The organism is Limnohabitans sp. TEGF002 (assembly GCF_055395845.1).
In genome coordinates, this window is sequence record NZ_AP029224.1 from 1,808,968 (window position 1) to 1,830,142 (window position 21,175).

At 53.2% G+C, this 21,175-nt stretch carries 18 protein-coding genes; 8 read left to right on the forward strand and 10 right to left on the reverse strand.

Annotated features, from left to right (window positions below; all coding sequences use genetic code 11):
* Positions 1–37 precede the first annotated feature (37 nt).
* The 4 genes from ACZ5SR_RS08960 to ACZ5SR_RS08975 all read left to right on the forward strand — a co-directional run bounded on the left by ACZ5SR_RS08960 (position 38) and on the right by ACZ5SR_RS08975 (position 6,451).
* Positions 38–1,009 (forward strand): PDR/VanB family oxidoreductase, encoded by a 972-nt coding sequence (locus tag ACZ5SR_RS08960; protein ID WP_464448409.1) that lies wholly within the window; start codon positions 38–40, stop codon positions 1,007–1,009.
* Between the two features lie 585 nt (positions 1,010–1,594).
* Complete coding sequence (locus tag ACZ5SR_RS08965) at positions 1,595–3,580, forward strand: integrase core domain-containing protein (protein ID WP_053176198.1); 1,986 nt, start codon at positions 1,595–1,597, stop codon at positions 3,578–3,580.
* Positions 3,580–4,593 carry an ATP-binding protein gene (locus tag ACZ5SR_RS08970; RefSeq protein WP_053176200.1) on the forward strand — a complete coding sequence of 338 codons (1,014 nt, stop codon included), beginning with the start codon at positions 3,580–3,582 and terminating at the stop codon, positions 4,591–4,593. Before ACZ5SR_RS08965 ends, ACZ5SR_RS08970 begins: the two co-directional genes overlap by 1 nt.
* A gap of 4 nt (positions 4,594–4,597) precedes the next feature.
* A complete protein-coding gene (locus ACZ5SR_RS08975) occupies positions 4,598–6,451 on the forward strand; it encodes a hypothetical protein (protein ID WP_464448410.1) in 1,854 nt (617 codons plus the stop codon).
* A 223-nt stretch (positions 6,452–6,674) separates the two neighbouring features.
* Here ACZ5SR_RS08975 and ACZ5SR_RS08980 read toward each other — a convergent pair whose 3' ends face one another.
* The 8 genes from ACZ5SR_RS08980 to ACZ5SR_RS09015 all read right to left on the reverse strand — a co-directional run bounded on the left by ACZ5SR_RS08980 (position 6,675) and on the right by ACZ5SR_RS09015 (position 16,550).
* A complete protein-coding gene (locus ACZ5SR_RS08980) occupies positions 6,675–7,202 on the reverse strand; it encodes a hypothetical protein (RefSeq protein ID WP_133239944.1) in 528 nt (175 codons plus the stop codon).
* Positions 7,203–7,260: 58 nt separating this feature from the next.
* Entirely contained in the window at positions 7,261–7,635 is a 375-nt protein-coding gene (locus ACZ5SR_RS08985; RefSeq protein ID WP_053176209.1) for a hypothetical protein, read from the reverse strand.
* Positions 7,636–7,684: 49 nt separating this feature from the next.
* Complete coding sequence (locus tag ACZ5SR_RS08990; RefSeq protein WP_291913185.1) at positions 7,685–10,804, reverse strand: efflux RND transporter permease subunit; 3,120 nt, start codon at positions 10,802–10,804, stop codon at positions 7,685–7,687.
* A 12-nt stretch (positions 10,805–10,816) separates the two neighbouring features.
* Positions 10,817–11,947 (reverse strand): efflux RND transporter periplasmic adaptor subunit, encoded by a 1,131-nt coding sequence (locus tag ACZ5SR_RS08995; protein ID WP_464448411.1) that lies wholly within the window; start codon positions 11,945–11,947, stop codon positions 10,817–10,819.
* Positions 11,948–11,958: 11 nt separating this feature from the next.
* A complete protein-coding gene (locus ACZ5SR_RS09000) occupies positions 11,959–12,495 on the reverse strand; it encodes a hypothetical protein (protein ID WP_464448412.1) in 537 nt (178 codons plus the stop codon).
* Between the two features lie 32 nt (positions 12,496–12,527).
* Positions 12,528–13,808: a TolC family protein gene (locus ACZ5SR_RS09005; RefSeq protein WP_315234996.1), complete on the reverse strand. Its 1,281-nt coding sequence runs from the start codon at positions 13,806–13,808 to the stop codon at positions 12,528–12,530.
* Positions 13,809–13,960: 152 nt separating this feature from the next.
* Entirely contained in the window at positions 13,961–14,314 is a 354-nt protein-coding gene (gene czcI, locus ACZ5SR_RS09010) for a cation efflux protein, CzcI family (protein WP_108311101.1), read from the reverse strand.
* Positions 14,315–14,417: 103 nt separating this feature from the next.
* Positions 14,418–16,550 (reverse strand): heavy metal translocating P-type ATPase, encoded by a 2,133-nt coding sequence (locus tag ACZ5SR_RS09015; RefSeq protein ID WP_315234992.1) that lies wholly within the window; start codon positions 16,548–16,550, stop codon positions 14,418–14,420.
* 203 nt (positions 16,551–16,753) lie between these two features.
* Here ACZ5SR_RS09015 and cadR point away from each other — a divergent pair, with 203 nt between their 5' ends.
* Entirely contained in the window at positions 16,754–17,203 is a 450-nt protein-coding gene (gene cadR / locus ACZ5SR_RS09020; RefSeq protein ID WP_053176982.1) for a Cd(II)/Pb(II)-responsive transcriptional regulator, read from the forward strand.
* A 106-nt stretch (positions 17,204–17,309) separates the two neighbouring features.
* Here cadR and ACZ5SR_RS09025 read toward each other — a convergent pair whose 3' ends face one another.
* Complete coding sequence (locus ACZ5SR_RS09025; protein WP_053176984.1) at positions 17,310–17,627, reverse strand: YnfA family protein; 318 nt, start codon at positions 17,625–17,627, stop codon at positions 17,310–17,312.
* A gap of 50 nt (positions 17,628–17,677) precedes the next feature.
* Positions 17,678–18,751 (reverse strand): tyrosine-type recombinase/integrase, encoded by a 1,074-nt coding sequence (locus ACZ5SR_RS09030; protein WP_464451035.1) that lies wholly within the window; start codon positions 18,749–18,751, stop codon positions 17,678–17,680.
* A 124-nt stretch (positions 18,752–18,875) separates the two neighbouring features.
* On the opposite strand from ACZ5SR_RS09030, the gene ACZ5SR_RS09035 reads away from it, so the two are divergent.
* The 3 genes from ACZ5SR_RS09035 to ACZ5SR_RS09045 all read left to right on the forward strand — a co-directional run bounded on the left by ACZ5SR_RS09035 (position 18,876) and on the right by ACZ5SR_RS09045 (position 21,079).
* Positions 18,876–19,775, forward strand: a complete 900-nt coding sequence (locus tag ACZ5SR_RS09035; RefSeq protein WP_464448413.1) for a DNA-binding protein — start codon at positions 18,876–18,878, stop codon at positions 19,773–19,775.
* Positions 19,776–20,065: 290 nt separating this feature from the next.
* Positions 20,066–20,347, forward strand: a complete 282-nt coding sequence (locus tag ACZ5SR_RS09040; protein ID WP_090047922.1) for an HU family DNA-binding protein — start codon at positions 20,066–20,068, stop codon at positions 20,345–20,347.
* A gap of 150 nt (positions 20,348–20,497) precedes the next feature.
* Positions 20,498–21,079: a hypothetical protein gene (locus ACZ5SR_RS09045; protein WP_464448414.1), complete on the forward strand. Its 582-nt coding sequence runs from the start codon at positions 20,498–20,500 to the stop codon at positions 21,077–21,079.
* The last annotated feature ends 96 nt before the right edge of the window (positions 21,080–21,175 follow it).

Here is a 21,175-nt window from a genome sequence, read left to right on the forward strand (position 1 = left end):
TTGGTAATACCTTCAAATTTTTCCTAAGAATTTCACTATGCCAACTGCTACTCTTTCTGCAATTGTGTACAGCCTAAGGTATGAAGCCACCGGAGTTATCAGTGTTGAACTGCGACCAGCTACTTCAAGCATTGTCTTCCCGGATCATACTGCTGGATCTCACATCAACCTTCATTTGGGTAATGGATTGGTGCGCAGCTACTCACTTTTGAATCCGTCCAAAAATTCACAACGCTATGTAATTGGTGTGCTTAAGGACCGCAAAAGCCGTGGGGGATCAAGTTATGTGCACGAGAAAATTCGTGTAGGGGATGTCCTCGAAGTCTCGGCGCCCCGCAATAATTTTCCGCTTAAGGAGGATGCTAAACATTCAGTATTGATTGCTGGTGGCATTGGTATCACCCCCATGTTGTGTATGCTTGAAAAGTTAGCATCTTTAGGGAAAACGGCTGATTTAATTTATTGCACGCGGTCTCGCCGAGATGCAGCGTTCATACAAGATTTGGAGTCATTGCAATCAGAAAATATCAGACTGCGATATCACTTCGATGACGAAGCGAGTGCACCACCGGACCTGCAGTCGCTGCTAACAGGTTATTCTGACGAGACTCATTTCTATGGGTGTGGTCCCGGCCCTATGCTGGATGCGTTTCAACGTGCCTGCGCCACCCTTGGTTTTGATTATGTGCATACCGAGCGGTTTGCGGCGGTGGAACAGGATGACGCAGCTCCAATTAATGCGACAGGTTGCACAGTAGAGTTACGTCGCAGTGGGCGTACCATACAAGTGCCAGCTGGATCGACCATTCTCGACGCCATGATGAATGCGGGCATCATTCCTAGTTACAGTTGCAAAGAGGGAATCTGTGGTGCTTGCGAAACAAAAGTTTTGGATGGTGTGGTCGATCATCGGGATAGCATTCTTACCAAGGAAGAGCAGGCTGCTAACAAGTCGATGATGATATGCGTCTCAGGCGGTCGTTCTGAATTGTTAGTCTTGGATGCCTGATTATTAGGACAATCAAACCGATGGCATAGATTCAATGTTCGGATGACTGTAATTGGAAATAGGCATGATTGACTGTTCCTGGCCGAATCAAGTCGATCAAACTTGGCGCGATGTACCGCTAAGTAGGAATCTGCCAATTACTTCGGACATGCACCGAGACGAGTTTTGTTTTTTGACAGTAATTGTGGAACCCTACATTCTTCCTATGGGGAAGGCAAAAAAAATGAATCTTGTTTTCTGCAGCAAGACTAGAGGCTACCTGTATCAAATTTACTTTTAACAAATGAGTAGCATCAGATTTACCTTCAAATCCGTATCAAATTTACCTTTGTGACCGGAAACGTTCACACAAGTAAATTTGATGCTAGTAACAGCTGGATCTTCCCTCTGGAGGGTGTCGCTTTCCAAGTAAAGTTGATGCTACGAATTCCAAGTAAAGTTGACGTTAAGTGATTCTTCCTTTTTAATGAGTCTTGAATAGACCTTTAACTAGGAGGTTCTATGGCTTTATCGGGACGAATTGGATATCGCTCAACGCCGAATTCTGAGCTATCGAGCCAGAGCATTGACCTTAGCAGCTGGCCTATGGTGGATGAGAACAGCTTGTCAGCTGCTCGCAAAACTAAATTTTTAGCCCGAAAAAAAGCCATTGAGCTGTATCTCAAGGGCGCTACCGATGCAGTTTTGCAGAAGAAAACGGGTGAAAAACGATCCAATATCTACCGAATCATCACAAACCGATGCCTTCAAAGGCACTCAGATGGGGATATTTTTGGTTGGCGAGGAGCACTTCCACATTTTCGTGTGACCGCTTACGAGCGTCAAACTGCACCTGTTGTTCACGAAAATGGGGCTGGAGCAACCGGCGCGTTGAAGTGGCTACTTGAACGTCCACAGTTCAAAGATTTGAAAGATCGTTTTCACAAACGAATCCTCAATAACGCCGATTCTCTTGCACACCCTAAGATCAATGTTCAAACGATCTTTCGATGGTTCATTGACGAGCTAAGAAAAGCTGGCTTGGAAGATCAGAAAGCCTGGCCATTCAATTCAGAGTCGCTCGGGTATGAGTCACTTCGTCTGTACATCAAGAAGGTTTTGGCAGAGCATCCTTTTTTAGCCATGTCAAAAATGGGGGGGCCTGACGCAATTGCAAAAGCCAAAGCCTCCGATGGAACCCGACGACCTGATTTCAAGCTGTTTGATCGGGTCGAGTGTGATGCCCACAAATTGGACTGCCGAATGGTGGTCATGGTGCCGTCTCCTCACGGCGGTTATGAACCCAGAAAAATCCGCCGCATCTGGATCATCGTGATCATTGACGTCAGATCCCGTGCAGTTCTGGGGTATCACATCAGCTTGCGACGCGAATGCAGTGCGCTCGACGTTCTGATCACCATCAAAAATGCTTTATCCAAGTGGGCCCCAAGAACCTTGACGTTTTGTGAGGATGGGTACGCAGAAGGCGCGGCCTTGCCATCCGCACACTCTGAAGTCTATTTGTCAGCTTGCTGGAATGAATTCAGCGTTGATGGCGCATTGGCCAACGTTTGCCCCAGAGTCGAGGAGCCATTGCTGCATATTGTTGGCGCCAAGGTCATCAAGCCCCAAGACCCTACGTCTTACAGTTCAAGGCGCAGCAAAGATGATCGGCCATTTATCGAGTCGTTTTTCAGGGTTTTGGCCTCTGGCACCATGCACCGACTCTCTCCGAGCACAGGCAGCAGTCACGAAGATAAGAAAGGACGAGATCCAGAAAAAATTGCTGCGGAGGTCCAGTTCCAACTTGACTATGCTGAGGAGTTGCTGGATGTCACCATCGCGAACTACAACGCCACGCCACATACAGGTCTGGGCTATCGCAGTCCTCTAGCTCAAATGGACTTCTTGTCTTCCAAAACAAAAAATTGCATTCGTCACGCTGACCCAGAGCTCGTTAAAAGAATGGCGGGAACCAGAAAGGTCTGCACATTGCTTGGCGGTGAATACACGGGCAAAAGACCGTATTTCAACTTTGAGAACGCCAAATACACCTCCGAGTGGCTGGTTCAACGTCCGGATCTTCTCGGTAAAAAACTATGGCTTCAACTGGATGACGAAACAGACGCACGCTGGGCCACAGTCTCCGATTCAAATGGTCTGATCTACGGAACCGTCCATGTTCAACCGCCGTGGCACCGATCACCCCACACCCTTTACATGCGGCAAGCCATTCGGGCACTTGCGACAAAGCGATTGTTATTTCTGACCGGCAATAGGGATCCCGTCCAGGCGTTAATTGAATACGCTGAGATACATGCCAATAAAAAGCTACCTGTTCATCCGGCCTATCTGCAGGCGCGACGAATCATGATGACAAGCACTCAAGCGCTGGATGAAATGAAAGAGCCGAACTTTTCGGTGCCAGACGTCATGGGTGAAATCAACCGTCAGGCCATGCCCGAAGAGCTGACCAAGGTCTCCGGAGTATCCAAGAAAACGAAGGGCACCTCACCGCCACCTGAGCCGAAACCCAAATCTGCAAGCCAGAGCGCTCCACTTCCCAAGATGCGCATGGCAAAGACCTGGTGATGGAAAACTCAGACTTTCAGCTCGTTCCAGAGCACATCCCCAAAGACCATCCCCTGGTCACGAGAGATTACTCGTTGTTCACCCCCGCCATTGAAAAAATGGTGAGCACCATCGGACGGTGGCTAGACGATCAATTTGATGGTGCCACCATTTATGGGGCCTCTCGACTGGGTAAATCCAGCGCTGTTGATAACTGGCTAGAAGGCTTGCTCGCTGCCAGGTATGGAGGATTCATACCGATGGTGATCTGGAGTCATACCGAATCGGGCGGTGCCAGCGCATCCGGGCGGTTCTATGCAAATTTGCTGGAAGCAGCCAAGCATCGGTTGGCCAGATCAACACGTAGCCCAACGGAACGCTTGGGAATGCTCGTGGACCGTTTTGAACAATTGTCAGCACAGGCGGGCGGACGTTTTGTTGTACTTGTGATTGACGAAGCACAAGGCATGACGATGCGCGAGTGGTTGTGGCTTGTCGAGCTGCACAGCATGCTGGAGAAAAAGAGGATTCGGTTGTGTGTGATTTCCATCGCTTCTGTTCAGTTTCGGGATGACCCGATCAATCTCGCCATGGCGGGCGGTGCACATGTCGCTGCGAGGTTTTTGCTCACCGCTGCAAGGTTTCATGGTATTTGCGATGAGGCGCAATTGGGGTACGTGATGTCCGGGTATGACGAAGGCTCTGAATGGCCTGAGGGGTCGGGTGTATCTTTTACTGCCAGCATCGTCCCTGAGCTTTGGAGCAATGGATTTCGCATTGCCAGTTATGCGGCACCACTTTGGGAAGAGTTCATTAACCAATTGCCGCATCGCTATGACGGGCCGCATGAAATTCCAATGAAAACCATCTCTGTGGTGTGCAGACGGATTCTCCTTTTGCTGGCGTCTGGACGAGCGGTGTCTGATGTGTTGTCAAAAAAATCCATCAGTGAAATCGTCGAGCATTCTGGCCATGGTGCCCTGATGGCGATTATTTCAGCGGGGGCACCAAGGGGACGAACACCAAAGGGGTAAGCGCATGACAACTCTGACATGGAAGCCAGGCACGCTGTTGCCTTACACGTCACTTTGGCTGACCTTAAGAAAACTGGCCCACTTGAACAAACTCAGAATTTCTGACTTTCCACTGAGTGAAGATTTTTCACCCAGGGCGAAACGTGCGCAGAGTCAAAGCCGTTCGGTTCAAAATGTTGATCTTCGGGTTTTGGCTCGACTGATGGGTGAGCCAGTTCAATTGTTTTCATTTTGTGATCATCGATTCATTCCATACTGCTGGCAATTCTTGTTCACACCCCAAAACGGCTACTGCCCAAAGTGCTTGGAGTTGGGATATCACACCAGGCTCTTTTCACTGAAATTGCTTACTCAGTGCCCGATCCACGAGGAGCCTCTGCACGTCGAATGTTCGTGCATGAAGAACGATGGAGAGCGTGTTGATGCCATGTCTCTTGCCTATCCAAATACTTGCCAATGTTCAAGCCTGAAGTATTTCGATCCAGCGCGCTTGAACGGAAACGATCATCGTTTGATCAACACCGAAAAACTCAAGCCTCTTGCCGATTGGTTGACGTCGTTGAGCGCCATTTATGTGGCCTCGTACATGAACAGAAAATTTGATGCTTTGCACGAGGAAGAATGGCTCATTCGACTCAAAGAATTGTGTGAAATCCAAGCTATCGCATATCCGAATGCATTGATCAAATATGAAACACCTAATTACCGTTACGCCTACAGAACTAAGAGTATTGAATTTCGAGAGCTACCAAATAAACCTCGGCTGGGATTCGAGCAGGGTGGTCACACTGATTTTTGGAGAATGAGTTTTGTACCAACAGATGTCTACAAATCTGTAGCGCGGTATTTGCGTCGGCACGTGGTTCCGCGATCTGATTATTGGGTGTGGCAATTCAGAAAGTGCATAACGCCAGAGGCGATTGCAGCACTGCTGCGATCCAACCGGCAAGCTCGTCTGGCATTCATAGAGCTGATTTGGGCCAGAACCGTTGAGCCGACGGTGGACATAAGGCGTTGGGATGAGCGTAAGAAATTCCCCCCAGAAGGAGGGTGGTACAGATGCAAATTTTCAGAGTTCTTGGGTGAGGCGTCCGTTGGATTTGAGCAGTACCTTCAGAGAGCATCAAAAACCGAATATTCATCATGGGTCCAAAGTCACGTCTTTGGCCTTTACTGCCTGGCAGTTTGGAAAGAAGCAGAGCGATTTGTTGAATACAAGATCGGACAGGGACGATGCACTTGGTCAACCGATGACATTCGTCAATTGAACCTTTTCCAGATCACAGTGACCCGGCCTACTGCACGAAGTCTGGAGTTCACAAGCTATGTGGATGAGCCATTGGCATTGACACGAAAAATCGGACGAAGCAAATCACAAAGAGTTTTGGATCATGACAACCTTACCCAAGCGATGAAACAAAAGTGTGGGTCAGGTCTTTGTTTGACTTGGTCCGAGCGTGATGGTTGGCACACAGCGCCAAGTGTTGAACTCTGTGATGGTTGGAAAATCCACCATGTGTCCATCGCTCCCAGACGACGAATTAAATCAATCCTGTTCTACTCAGGAGGGTACTTTTACCTACGGTTGGTTGACTACAAAATTCAAGTCTTTTCAGTCCGAACATCCGACCTGTTCGGTTTTATGCGCCTGCAATTTGCTCAATTTTGCAAGATGAACAACCTCTCGCTCTCCAACGATGAGCATAATTTTGCTCACCCTTTGAAGGCTATTTCGAGTCCGGTATGTAGGAGTTTTGATCAATATAAATATTTATGTGAACGTGAAATTGATCGGCATGGATTTTGCGCATCAGATCGTCGTATCGAAGCCTTTCGGTTGAACGGGTTGGTCTCATAGCGAAATGATTTCGTTGAAATATGGCCAATTCAGACCCGGTCATCTATCACTGCCTTGAGGGTGAGGTACAGGCCATAAGCGGACGATAAGGATATTGCATCAACCTGAGCTTCAGGCTGATTGCAGGCGTTTGTGAAACTAAGCGTGTTGAGTGTTTGCGCCATGAACGTCACTGCCACTCCCACCGCCAATGACAAACAGTCATGGCGGGGGCCCCAGAACATCAAAGCAAAGTGATGTCTTTGATCAAACGGGAACGCAGTGCGCGCCGTTTGAGTTGATCAACTGAGTCATCTGTCCACCAATGTGAAGAGTTGCCCCAGATCCAATCGGTACCCGTAATCCCTAGTAACTGAACTTCCCCCTTCGTACCTGAAATTGTTCGATCAAAGGTCTTGCCTCCAACATTGAAGGTGATTTGATGAGTCCCCTCTTTTAATCGCAGGCGAATCATGGAGTTTGGAACAGTCTCCATCGCTGCGCCACCATCCACAGAAATGTCCAACGGATGATGTCCGTCGCCCCAATAACGCACGACGTAAACCGTCAGAGCTTCAGGCACTGAGGCAAACAACTTTGCTTCATCATCTTTGGCAATGCTGGGTGCAGGATCTTTGGTGCAGTAAGCATTTCTTCCTCGATCCGTATGGCAATGCGGCTTCTCAGCGATTCGATCAACCGGTGAAGCGCAGCCCGCGATGCCAAGTACGCAAGCTGAGACGACGATTGTTTTAGTAATCCAAGTTTTCATAATATTTTCCCAAAATTGATCCACCATTTGTGGCAAAAACAAGTAAGTTGTAAACGCCTCATTTCAGAACAAAACGTGCAGAAGTGGTTTTCCCAGCTGAACTGAATTGAGCAACAACCTTTGTCCCAGGAGCTACCTTGAAGCTACCTTTGGCTTCAAGCTTGTCGCCTGTTGGTTTCAACTCAACTTCTTGCTTGTCAGCGCCAGAAAGCAGTGTGACTTTTGCCGTCGTTTTACTCACGTCAACGGGTTTGCCATGGTCACGCACGAACAACTGCAGCACATCAGGTTTGGCGACCAGTTCGTAGTCAACATCCTTGACGGTGGTCAAAACACCACCTTGCATGGGTTTGTGATCCGCATCGTGTGGCCCTGCCCATGCGAGTCCGCTGAGAAAAAGCGACGATGTGATCAAGAGCGTATGGAATTTCATGAGATGTCCTTTTGAGGTTTTGGTTGAGGTTAAAGAAACGAATGAATGGTCAGAATGCTTCAGCATCTTTGTCTTGCAAAAGCGCCTCGGCAGGTTTGCGGCCAAAGAGCCAAAACATGGCAGGCGTCAGAAAGGTGTCGAGCAGCGTCGAGCTGATCAAGCCCGAGAAAATCACCACGGCGACCGGGTGCAAAATTTCGGTGCCGGGGCGTTCGGCCTCGAAGAGCAAGGGTGCCAATGCGAAGGCAGTCACCAAGGCCGTCATCAACACAGGGCTCAATCGTTCCATCGAACCGCGCAAGATCATGGGCTTGGTGAAGGACTCTCCCTCAAAGCGCATGAGGTTGATGTAATGGCTGACTTTCAAAATGCCGTTGCGCACCGAAATGCCAGCCAACGTGATGAACCCGACCAAGGCGGCCACCGACAAGGGCTGACCTGACAGCCAAAGACCCAACACGGCACCCACGAGCGCCAAGGGAATGTTCACCATGATCAAGGCCGACAAAACGGCGGACTTGTAGCGGCTGTAAAGCACCACAAACATCAACACCACAGAGACCACCGAGAGCAAAGAGATCAGGCGCGAGGCTTCTTCTTGCGCCTGAAACTGTCCTCCAAGGGTGATGAAGTAGCCCTCTGGCAATCGAGAATCCGCCGTCACTTTGCGTATGTCGGCCACAACTTCTGACAATGGGCGGCCCGAAGCGTTGGCAGAAATCACGATACGCCGCTTGCCGTTGTCCCGACTGATTTGGTTGGGACCATCGGCGTCTTCAATCGTTGCGATTTTGGACAGCGGAATTCTGCCCGAGGGTGTTTCGATCAACACCTGGCCCAAGCCTTCCAGCGATCGTGCGGATTCTGGTAAACGCACAACCAACGCAAAGCGGCGACCTCCCTCCATGATTTGCGTGACACGTTCACCTTCCACCAGGGTCTGCAGTGTGGCAAGCACTTGCGCGCCAGACAGGCCGTATTGCGCCGCTGCCGCATAGTCCAACCGTACCTTGATCTGGGGTGCAAGAACTTGTTTTTCGATTTGCAGGTCAGCTATGCCCTCGATACCTGACAGCCGTGAGCGCAGCGCATCGGCTTGCCCGCGCAGCACGTCCAGGTCTTCGCCAAAAATCTTGATGGCGATTTGGGAGCGCACCCCAGACAGCATGTGGTCGATGCGGTGTGAGATGGGTTGCCCCACCTCAATCGAAGCAGGCAGGTTGACCAAGCGTGCACGGATGTCGGCACGGACCTCATCCATTGATCGCGTCAACTCGCCTGAGGGTTTGATGCCCACGTCCAATTCGCTGACATGAACACCTTCGGCATGCTCATCGAGTTCAGCACGTCCGCTGCGTCTGCCCACATGCAGAACTTCGGGCACCTGTTTGACCAGCACTTCAGCCTGGCGTGCCAGGTCAGAGGACTCTGTCAATGTGACGCCTGGGTTCAGCCGTATGCCCACCAGCAAGGTGCCTTCATTAAAAGGAGGCAAGAAGGTGGTCGGAAAAAACGGAACAGCCGCCGCAGCCAACACCACCGCCACACATGCACTGGTTATCGCCACGCGTGGCTTGTCCAGCACTTTTTGCAAACTGCCTTTGTAGCCTTGCTTGAGCCATGCCAGCACTTTGGTGTCGCCATGGTCCAGGTTTTTCATGCCCGGCAAGAGGTAGTAGCTCAGCACCGGCGTCATCGTTACCGACACCAACAAAGAGGCCAGTGTCGAGATGATGAAGGCAATGCCCAGCGGCACAAACAACTTGCCTTCCAGGCCCGGCAAAGCAAAAAGCGGCAGGAAGACCAGCACGATGATCACCGTCGCATAGAGGATCGCCGAGCGGACTTCCATGGACGCCTTGGCCACGAGCGCGAGCAGCGACAGGCGCTGACTGGGGTCCTTGGCACGGTCTTCTTTCATGCGCCGCAAGATGTTTTCCACATCCACCACGGCATCGTCCACCAGTCCGCCAATGGCAATCGCCAGTCCTCCAAGCGTCATGGTGTTGATCGACAAGCCAAAATACTTGAACACCAGTGCCGTGATGAAGATGGACACTGGGATGGCGGTGAGCGCGATGATGGTGGGTCGAACTGTGCCCAAGAAGAAGAAAAGGATCGCGGCCACAAACAGCGACGCACCGATCAACTTGCCTTGCAGCGTCGAGATCGACGCCTCAATGAAGCTGGCCTGGCGGAAGGTCACACGGGGTGCCTCCATCCCCTCAGGAAGGGATGCCTTGAGATCCGTAATCGCTTCTTCAATCGACTGTGTCAAACGGGTCGTGTCAGCGGTGGGTTGCTTTTGAACGCCCAGAATCACGGCGGGCTTGCCCTCAAAGCCTGCATCCCCACGTTTGATGGCTGCGGCAAAAGTGACCTCAGCGATCTGGCGCAACAAGATGGGCTGACCGTTCTTGGCGGTGATGGCCAGATTGCGCAAGTCCTCCAGACGGGAAGTGCGACCAAGATTTCGAATCAGGTACTCGCGCCCGTTGAGTTCCAGAAACCCCCCCGAGGTGTTGGCCGAAAACCCGCGCAACGCCGACTCCAACTGGTCCAAGGAGATGCCCAAGTCAGACATGCGCGCTGTATTGGGCTGCACCTGAAACTGACGCACTTCGCCGCCAATGGGGATGATCTGTGCGACACCCGGTATGGACAAGAGTCGTGGCCGGAGCACCCAGTCGGCGTACTCACGCACGGCCATAGGGGAGATTTTCTGCGGATCGACAGGAATAGCGATTTGCATGATCTCACCCATGATGGAACTGATAGGCCCCATCCGTGGAATTACCCCGGCAGCCAAACCTTCTTCCATGGACGAGAGGCGTTCAGACACCAGTTGGCGTGCCCGAAAAATCTCCGTGTCCCAGTTGAAGGTGACATACAAAAAGGACAGGCCAGCAGAAGAGGTTGAACGAACCGATTCGACCCCAGGCAAGCCATTCATGGCCGTCTCCAGAGGAAAGGTAATCAGTTGCTCGACCTCTTCGGGCGCCATGCCACCCGCCTCGGTCATGATCGTCACGGTCGGTTTGTTGAGGTCGGGAAAGACATCGACTGGCGTTCGAGACAATGTGAATGCCCCGTAAGCCATCAACACGGCACCCGCTATCAACACCAGAAGCCGGTTGGTCAGGCTATTTTCGAGAAGCCACTTGAACATATCGTGACCCCTTTAACGGACTTGGTTGATGAGCGTGGCACCTTGGGTCGCCACACGATCGCCAGACTTCAAGCCCGAGATCACCGTGACGCGCGCGCCATCCAGGGGCTCGAACGTCACCGTGCGGGGTTCAAACTGCTCAGCTGCAGACTTGACCCACATCACGTTCTGATTGGCAGCGTTTTTCATCAGTGCCGACTGGGGGACCGCAATACCCTGTGTCTTTTGCTTGGACTGCACATAGACTTTGACGGGCTGTCCAACGGCCAGGCCTAATAGTTCCGGGCTTTGCACTTGGAAGTTCAGCGGCAGAGCTTGCTCTCGCAAACTGCGCGCTGCACCCATGAAAACCAGTGGCGTGCGCTGGTCGCCGACAGCCAATGTGGCACCGCCGATGTTGTTGGCCACTGAGATATCAAAAGCCAAGGCTTCAATGCGCAGCCGCTTCGGGTCGACAATTTCAAAAATCAATTCCCGCGTGTCCACCACTTGGCCTGCCACGACATGCGCCGAGGCAATCACGCCAGAAACGGGCGCGACCAGTGCTTCTTTGCTGCTGAGGCCGCCACCGACGGCCGACAGGCGATCGGTCAGGCTGAGCACATCACTCTCTGCGGCTTCTACTTCCTTGCGCGGAACCGTGTCCGACAACTCGCGCAAACGTGCCAAACGCTTTTCAGCAAGCGCTTTGGCAGCGCGAAATTCGGCCAATTGAGTCAACTGACCTGCACGCTCCAGGGGGGCGACCGCAGGGACCACGTAGGCCAATACCTGACCCTTCTTAACGCTTTGCCCTGCGTTGGGCAGGCCATTAGGGCCGGGCTCAATGCGGCCAGCGTTAATGGGTTGGACTTTGCCTCCTGCGTTGGGGTCCATCAGTACCTGACCATTGAGTTCAAAGGCGCGTGGCAGCTCAGCGGTTTCCACTACCAGCGTGCGTACATTCAGTTGGCGTTGGGCTGGCTTGGGCAAAAACACGCTGCCATCGGCCATACGCTGTGGACCATTGGCATTGGCCATCGCAGGCGCAGCCCCGTGCTCATGGCCTTCGCCCGCATACGTAGGCAGCGCAGCACCTGCAAGCGTCAAAGCCGCAGCCAGTGCCATCAAGTGGCGTGGTTTAAAAGTATTGATTTTTTTCATGCTGAGGCTCCTTAGGCCGTACGAGCTTGTTGACGAAAGCGAACGATCGCGCCTAATGCCATCAGGGCCAATAACCCCCCGCCGATCCACAGGGCGATGCCTTTCCAAGAAGAACCACTGACAGGTTCATCTTCGTCCTCGTGCAAATCGAGTTCGCCAGTCAGCAGGTCGTTCAGTTCACCGGCCTGAATGGTTGCGGTGATGGCAATGACGCCAGGTTTGAGCGTGTCCTTGAGGATGACTTCGTATTCACCTACGCCATGTTTTTCAGCTTTGTATTTGCTGCCTTCGATGTCAATGTCAATTTGAGCGTCATTAACCGGACTGTTGTCTGTAAAACGGTCCAGGAAAATCGTCAGCTGCTTGCCATTGACGATGCCAACCATTTCCAGATCCTCTGAAACCGCGACGAAACGCGGCAGTGCTGTCCCCTGCGCTTGTGGAGCAGCTTCTCCATGGTCGTGACCCGCACCGGCAATGGCCATGGGACTAAGCAGTGTGAAGATCAGCGCCAAGAGAGTGGCGGCTGTTGAATGAATTAAATTCATGGTGTTCCTTGAAATTTTGAGGGGTGTCAGCATCACTCGGGCAGCAAGCCCAAGGACTGCCGCAATGCCGAAATGGCGGAGGCTAGGTCAATTCGGCTTCGAGCGGCTTGTCGCGCGGCCTCTGCAGCCTCTGCTTCAATGCGCAAGCGGGTGGGCAGATCCGTCTCGCCCAGCCTGAACGACTTGTCAAAAAAGCTGCGGGACTCGTTGGCCAGCTGGGCTCGTCGCTGCGCAGCATCAAGTTGAGTGCGTGCGGCCTCCAGACGAGCAGCAGCGCCTTGTTTGTCGGCTTGAATGCGCGCCTGCTCGAGGACCAGTTGTGACTGCACCTCTATCGCTTCGGCTTGTGCAGTCGCAAGACGGGCGTCATGCCTAGGGCCTGCACCCAAGGGCACGCGAATGCCAATCAGCACAGTCTGGCCATAGCGTTCTCCAAATGCCCCACGGCCGCGCGTGGTGGCCACCGTGAGTTCCGGGTTGGATCGCCTCTGGGCGCTGATCAGCTGAGCCGTCCGCTCGGCCATCGTGATGCGGTCCTCCAGTTCAGCCAACAAGGGATGCCCCACTGCCGCACCCGTATGTGGGGTCGAATCTGGCGCTGGCTCGACAGCCGCGTTGACTGTCAAGTCTGCCTGAGCCGTCCTGCCTGTCAGCGCCATCACTTGTGCCAAGGCTGCGGCAGATGCAGCTTGAGCTTGGGCGGCATGCGCTTGGGCCGCAGCGACAGCGCCTTCGGCTTGATGCTGGTCGGACTTTGCCAGATCACCCGCGTTGGTCCGTTTGGCAACATCAGCGGCGATGCGTTGTGCATTGGCCAGTTGTTCGCTCGCCAGTTCAGCATCGACGCGAGCTCGCAACCAGCCCCACCAAGCATCCCTGACGGAAGAAGCGAGCCGCAGTTGTGAGGCGAGCAGCTTGCGCTCAACCAACGAGATTTCAGCTTGCGCCAGATCGGCACTGGCTGTGCGTTGTCCGGGTAGCCAGATGGGAACGGCGATACCCACCTCAGCTTCCCGCGCACCGCTGTTGCCTGTCATCCGGTCTGATCGCTGACTTATCTCCAGCGAGGGCGGCTCGGGGGACAGCATCGACGCGGCTTTGGCCTGGGCCTGGGCAGCATCGCGACGCGATTGAAGCGCGTACGCCTCGGGTTGCCTTTGCCACGCCGTTTCGAAAACATCTTTCAAGGACACCGAGCCACTCAACGCGGCGGCGGATGTGCCTTGTGCTTGGGCCGTCAGCACCAAGCCACTCAGGGTCATGACCGACAGCGCGATTCGAATCGGTGCCGATCTTTTTTTGTACAAACTCATAGCTCATCTCCAATGGTGAAAACATCCAAGGAGATCAGCGAGCAGCGACAACACGTCGCTAGGCGATGACGCACAACGCGCAAAGCGTCATGTGCATCCGCACACAGGGGATTCGAAAAGAGGGAAAGGTAAAGAAACCCGAGGCTCGCCGATCAGGCAAGCACGGGCCATTGAGGCCGTTCAGGACGTTCACTTGCCATATGAGAAGCAATGACCTGAAGGTGAAGTGGGTGATCGTCAGAGGCTGCTAATGTGGTCTTGCTCAGATCGCTGACCAGGGCAGCGGCACAACCCATATGACAAGTGGCACAGTCATGGTCCATGCCCGCCGATTGAGGGGCATTTTTGCTGGACTCTTGCTGGTCAATTGACGCATGGTCATGGGTGTGGTGACCAGGGTGCTTGGCAGTCACACTGGTTTCGTGCTCGCAATAGCTTGCCATTGCTGCCCAGCTGTATTGCAAGGGCAACAGAACCAGCAAGAAGATTGCCAAGAACTTTTTCATAAGTTAATAGTTTAGTCGATTCAGGCTTACTTGATCACGGGACGAGGCGTTGGCCTCAGTAATCCTGAGGCAATGGGAGAGGTTTACAGCTGCCTGGGAGCCATCACTTGACTGCCTTGAGAAGCCGAAGCCCATTGAAAACCACCAACAAGCTTGCGCCCATGTCGGCAAAGACCGCCATCCACATAGACGCGTCATCAAAGATGGCCATGAGCAGGAATACCGCCTTGATGCCCAGAGCCAGGGTGATGTTCTGCCACAAAATGACATGGGTACGTTTGGAGAGGCGAATCGTCTCGGGCAAGCGGCGCAGGTCGTCGTTCATGACGACGACGTCGGCCGCTTCCATGGCCGTGTGAGTGCCCGCAGCGCCCATCGCAAAGCCAATGTTCGCCTTTGCAAGTGCCGGGGCATCATTGATGCCGTCACCGGTCATGGCCGTCACACCGTATCTTCCTTGGAACTCTTCAATCGCCTTGAGCTTGTCCTCGGGCAGCAGGTTGCCTCGGATTTCTGAAATGCCTGCCAAGTGTCCTACGGTGCGCGCCGTGGCGGCGTTATCACCGGTCAACATGATGGGAACGACCCCCAGCGCCTTCATTTCGGAAATGGCCTCGATCGATGACGGTTTGATCGTGTCCGCTACAGCGAAGAGCGCGATCACCTGGTCCCGATTGGCCAAAATGGTCACAGTTCGTCCTGCCTCCTCATGAACTGCGAGGCGTGCTTCCAATGTCGCAGAACACTGGCCGCGCTCTTCGATCCAGCGGTGATTGGCCAGGATGTAGGGGTGACCATCGATCACCCCCTGGACGCCACGACCTGCGACAGCTTCAAATGCTTCGACTTCTTGGGCTTGTACCGCTAGGCCTTGGGCAATCGCTTTTGAGACGGGGTGGTCTGAACGCGCAGCCAGGCTCTTTGCGAGCAGTTCTGCCCCTTGCTCAGGCTCGTCGGGTGCGATGGGTTCGAACGCCACCAATTTGGGCTTTCCTTCGGTGATGGTGCCGGTTTTATCCAAAGCGACGGCTTTGATCTTTCGGGCTTCCTCCAGGTAAACGCCTCCCTTGATCAAGATACCCCGCCGTGCCCCTGCGGCCAGACCACTCACCACCGTGACGGGTGTGGAGATGACCAAGGCGCAAGGGCATGCAATCACAAGCAGGACCAGAGCCTTGTAGACCGCTTCGAGCCACGTGATCCCGGCCACCCAGGGCATCAGGACGGCAACCAGCACCGCAAGGGCAAAGACCGCAGGTGTGTAGACGGCGGCGAACTGGTCAACAAAACGCTGCGTCGGTGCGCGAGAGGCCTGCGCTTCCTCGACGGCTTTGATGATCCGGCTGAGCGTGCTGTCTGAGGCGGGCGATGTGACCCGGACTTCCAAAGCAGAGGCCTGGTTGATGGTTCCGGCAAACACCTCATCACCAGGTCCTTTGTCCACGGGCAGGCTCTCGCCTGTCAAAGGCGATTGATCCACCGCGCTCTGACCCGCCAGCACGGTGCCATCAAGCGGAACACGCTCACCCGGAGAGATACGTACCACCGAGTTCAATGCAACAGACTTGACGTCAATCCGAAGCCAGCCGCCGTCCTCCTGGCTTACCTCGGCTTGCTCTGGTGATAAGGCAAGAAGGCTTTTGATGGCACCTCGAGCGCGGTCGACCGCCCGCGCTTCGATGGCCTCTGCAATGGCATAGAGCGCCATCACCATGGCGGCCTCAGGCCACTGGCCGATCAAGAAGGCGCCTGTGACGGCTACTGCCATGAGGGCGTTGATGTTCAATCGTCCTTGCCGCAGCGCAGCCAGGCCTTTTCCGTAGACGCCGAAGCCTGAAAGGAAGATGGCACCCAAAGCGATGGCCATGCCCAGGGCTTTGATCCAGGTCGTCGCAGGGAAGGCGTACGCGATCGCCTCTGCTGCCAATGCCAAGCCGAGCGCCGCCAGAAGCTTTCCCCACATGTCCCAAAACGTCGCAGACGCATTAGTTGTACCGGAAGGTTTTTTGTCGGCTTCATCGATGGGCTCAGGCTTAAACCCTGCCTTTCGAATCGCCTGTAGTGCGTTTGGCAATGCAGCTTGACTCGCAGAAATGGTCAGTACGCGTGCCCCCAGATCGAATCGCAAGGCTTCAATTTCCGGGATGCCATCCACAGCGCGCCGAATCTCGGACTCCTCTGAGGCGCAGTCCATGTTGGAGATACGGAACCTTTTCTGTGACTGGTCTGTGTTCATATGCGCCACGTCCTGCTCAGATTGCACCAAGGGTACGCAGGAAGCGGCTGAACATCCGTTCTCAGTCGGGCGGACCTGTGGCTTTGCGCCTTCGCAAGATGTACTTGTACTCATGATTTCTTCCTCGTTACAGCGATTAGAAACCCTGTAGCCACTTTAGAGTCAAGCGCCTAAAATATGGTCAACCGCTGATGGAGGACACCATGAGGATTGGAGAGCTCGCCAAGGCCACCGATACACAGGTGGAGACGATTCGCTACTACGAGCGTGAGGCCTTGTTGCCACAGCCGGGGCGAACAGAAGGCAACTACCGCGTCTATGGACCGGAGCACGTTGAACGACTTTCGTTCATTCGGTACTGCCGAAGCTTGGACATGGCCCTGGATGAGATTCGAGCGCTGTTGCGCATGAAAGATTCCCCCCCACAGGACTGTTCTGACATCAACGCCTTGGTTGATGAGCACATCAAGCATGTGGCGGTTCGAATCAGAGAGCTGAAGGTCTTGCAAAGGCAACTTGTTGAGTTGCGAACCGGTTGTGCCGGAAACGGCTCTGTCAGTGAGTGCGGTGTGCTTTCCGGAATTGCTCAGGCCTCTAAGGAAGTGGGGCCGGTGGGCAAGCGAGGCGCGCGCCATGTGCATGGGGCGCACTGATTTGCGTCAAAGGAGTACGAGTCCCTTTGAGCGCCCGTAAACACTGTTCCGAGATCCGCAAGCAAGGCGCTTTTTTCAAAGCATTCTCCAAATTGAGGATCTGTTCCTAGCGCGGTTGAAAGGCAATGATGCTCATACCCAGCAGGGCCACGGCAACACCCGCGACATCCCAATTCGATGGTCGGATGCCGTCGACGGCCCATAGCCAAAGAATAGCTGCAAAGATGTAGACACCCCCGTAAGCAGCGTAGACGCGTCCGGTGGCAGCTTCGTGCAGTGTCAGTAGCCACGCGAAGGCCGCCAGACTGACTCCGGCGGGTATCAGCAACCATGGAGATCCGTTTTGCTTGAGCCAGAGCCAGGGCAGGTAGCACCCCACGATTTCAGCGATTGCGGTTGCGAAATAGAGCGTGATGGTCTTCATTTGATCTCCTGTGCCTGATTTTCCATACAAGTTCATACCCCAGTTGAGCTTCAAGTGTTGGGGCGCGCATCTCTCATAAGGTCTGTCACCTCAGCCGCTTGTGTGATGCGGAAATAACCCAACACGGTGGAGACGCTGTGGTGCCCCGTCATGGCCATGGTCTGAGCGAGGGGAACGTTTTGCAAGCCTGCCTCTGTCACGAACCCTGAGCGCAGGGAGTGGGCGGCATAGTTGCCGTCAATGCCTGCCAACAAGCATCGCTTTTTAACGATATCTTTGACAGCGGCAGGGGAGAGCGCTTCAGCGATGTGACCGCCTTTGCGCACTCTTCGGAAAATCGCCCCGCTGGTGATGTGGCTGACGGTGAGCCATGCCGAGAGGGCTTGCGCTGCGAGGCCAAAAATGGGTTTGTGGTTTTCAGCGCGTTCTGCGCCGGCTTGGTTCGTTTTGGAGAACGCCAAGTTGTAGAGATAGGCATCGGGGCCGGTGCGTTTTAAAAACTGCATGTCTGCGCTGGCCACCTCGGATCTCCTGCGCCCGCCACTGGACCAGGCGAACAAGATCAGTGCTCTATCGCGGATGCCGATGACTGAGTCATCGCACGTTTGCAAGATGGCTTGAAGAGGCTCTTTGGTGAGGGCGTCTTTTTTGCGGGGGAGGGCACCCCGCTTGGCGTAGGCCTTGCGGGTGCGGGAGAGAAGCTCGCGCACTTTGGGGTCGTGGCAAGGGTTTTTGAACTCGCCAATTTGGTGGGCTTTGGACAGGACCGCAATTCGGTGAATCAGGGTGTTGTGTGCGAGTGCGCCGAGTTTGCCTTTGAAGCCGGATTTCACCAGGGCTTGATCGATCTCGATGGGCAGCTCGTGCGCCAGGCCTTTGTCGGTGGTTCGATCCGCGTGGTCGACGACAAACTGGAGCACACAGGCGGTGGGCACGGGCAGCTGTATTTGTCGGCCGTAGCGTGCACCAAACCATGCGGCCCAGTAGCGCAAGGCGCTGCGGTAGCTAATGAGGGTGTTTTTTGATTCACCTTCGCGCAGCAGATCTTCGACGGCGCGTTGGGTGACTTCGCTCAGAGCCTCTGGCTCCAGGGCGGGTGTATTTTTGAGCGTGGGCAGGCGCAAGTTCATGGGCGGCTTATTTCTTTGAAGAAATCTTACATAGCATGTAAGATTATTTATCTTTTTATCCTTTAAATCACGATAAATATCTCTTATCGTCGGTAAATTTACAGCAAGGAGCAGGGCGATGCAAGTTAAAAGTCCAAGGGGTGTTCAGCAAACCGATGTCAACGGCGCAGCCGACGAATTGCTCAGTGAGCAACTCAAACCGACCATCGAACGTGTTCGCATGAAATTGGGCCGTGGATCGCCCAACACCGTGGGCCCGATGCTGGAGGTCTGGTTTTCTTCATTGGGAGAGCGTTTGAGAGGACCAACGGGTGAATCCGATAAAACAAGCGAATTGCCAGCTACTGTGCAAGTAGCCATGAAAACCCTCTGGAAAAGCGCTTTGCAGGAGGCTCACAGTACTTTTGAAGCATCAAAAGCAGATTTCGCGAACACAGCAAGTCAGCAAGAACAGCAAATGACGACGGTGCTTGCTGAAATTGAAGCTGAGCGTGGAGCGTTCACGCAGAAGGCATCAGAATTAAAGCAAGCCCTTGATGCGCTTGAACTGAAGCATGCCGAAACACAAGGTCAAGCGCATAAGCTTCAAATGCATGTGAACAAGAAGGATGAGGAACTTACATCATCGCGTCTGGCGCTTCAACAGCAAGTTGCCCAAGGCAATGAGGAGCGTCGCCGTCACGATGCGCAACTGCTGGCTCACAGCGCTGAAATCCAAGCGCTTCAGGCACAGTTTGTGTCTTCAGAACGAAGACTGATGGCGGAGATTGATCGCGAGCGCCAACAAGTAAAAAAATTACAGGCAGAGGTGGAGATTGAAAAAAAGAAGCAGATACGACATCAAAGTGAGGCTCTGGAAGTGGCAGGAAATTTGACCAAGCAACTGCACGAGCTGAGGATGCAAAACACGCAGCTATCAGAGCGCGCATCAGGTTATCTTGCACGCATCAACGACATGCAACCCAAAAAACTCAAATCTGCAGCAAAGAACAAAGCCGTACGAAGCGTAATCGGATAGAAGTTAGCACATCAACGTTTTGGTCTTGCCAAATCACCAGTCCTTGATAGCGTCAACTTTACTTGGAATATGTGAGTAGCTATAACTTTACTTGGAAAGTAGCGTCAACTTTACTTGTGTGACCGGGTCGATTGGTCAAGATCGTCATCATCTCGTGTATATGGATGCATACGATGTGTATTATGTAAAGTAATCAGTGTGCAACAAGATGACAAAATTGAGAGAAATTGTGTGCATGAATGATCGGATGCATGGCAAAATCTCGCCGTTCTATTCACTTGGAGAAAATCTTGAACAAAGCAGAACTGATCGAAGCCTTGGCAAAAGAAACAGACATGTCCAAAGCAGCTGCCGGCCGTGCCGTCAGCGCTTTGGTTGAAATCATCACCAAGACCGTTGCCAAAAAACAAGACGTGCAACTCATTGGCTTTGGTACCTTCAAGGCAGCCAAGCGCGCTGCTCGCGTTGGCAAGAACCCACGCACTGGCGAGAAGCTGAAAATTGCAGCGGCCACCGTGCCTCGCTTCACAGCTGGCGCCGCTTTCAAAGCCGCCGTGAACAAGAAGAAGTAATCTCTGATTGCTCAAGCCGAAAGGCAGCCTGGTGAATAACCTGGCTGCCTTTTTTCATGGGTAAAACTGGATTGGATGTTTCAAAAAGTGCGCTATCACACAGAGCAAAACGTTCAGGGCTGATAACTTGATCAACGACACAAGTTCATCATGTTCATCCTAAAGCACCTTATGAGTCACAGCCGATCCATTTTTCTTGCATTCTTAATTGCGAATCAGGCCTTGTTGCCCTTGCAAAACTTGTACGCAAAACAGCCTGACACCAGTCATGCGCTTACAGAGCAAGGGAAAAATCATCCTGCAAACGTGCACCAAAAGAACAAGCAGCAATCGAGTAAAGAGCTAAAACGAAACGAGCAGAAGCCAGACAAGTCAATGTCGCAGATGTCGGCCCCCTCCTCTGCTGAACATGTTGCTGTGGGTGGATATTTTCAAATTCATCAAATTGAGGCGGCACGAAATTTTTACAACAGAGCCGAAAATAAGGGTTTCTGTCCTCCGGGATTGGCCAAAAAAGGATCAGGCTGCTTGCCACCGGGACAAGCTAAAAAATGGAAAAAGGGGGAATCGTTGCCTGCCAATTTGACGTACTACGAGTTACCAAGATCTGTGGTGCTGGCTTTAGGCATGCCCCCTCAAGGCTACAAATACGTTCGAGTGGCTTCCGATATTTTGCTGATTGCCATCGGCACGAACATGGTGATGGATGCGATTGAAGATTTGGTGCAATGAAATCGAGCCGTGATTCAGGGGCGGATTCAAGTACGAGGTGCAACAAAGATGAACCCGGTGATGGGTGGCTGAGGATGTCAAGGCATCATGGCCACT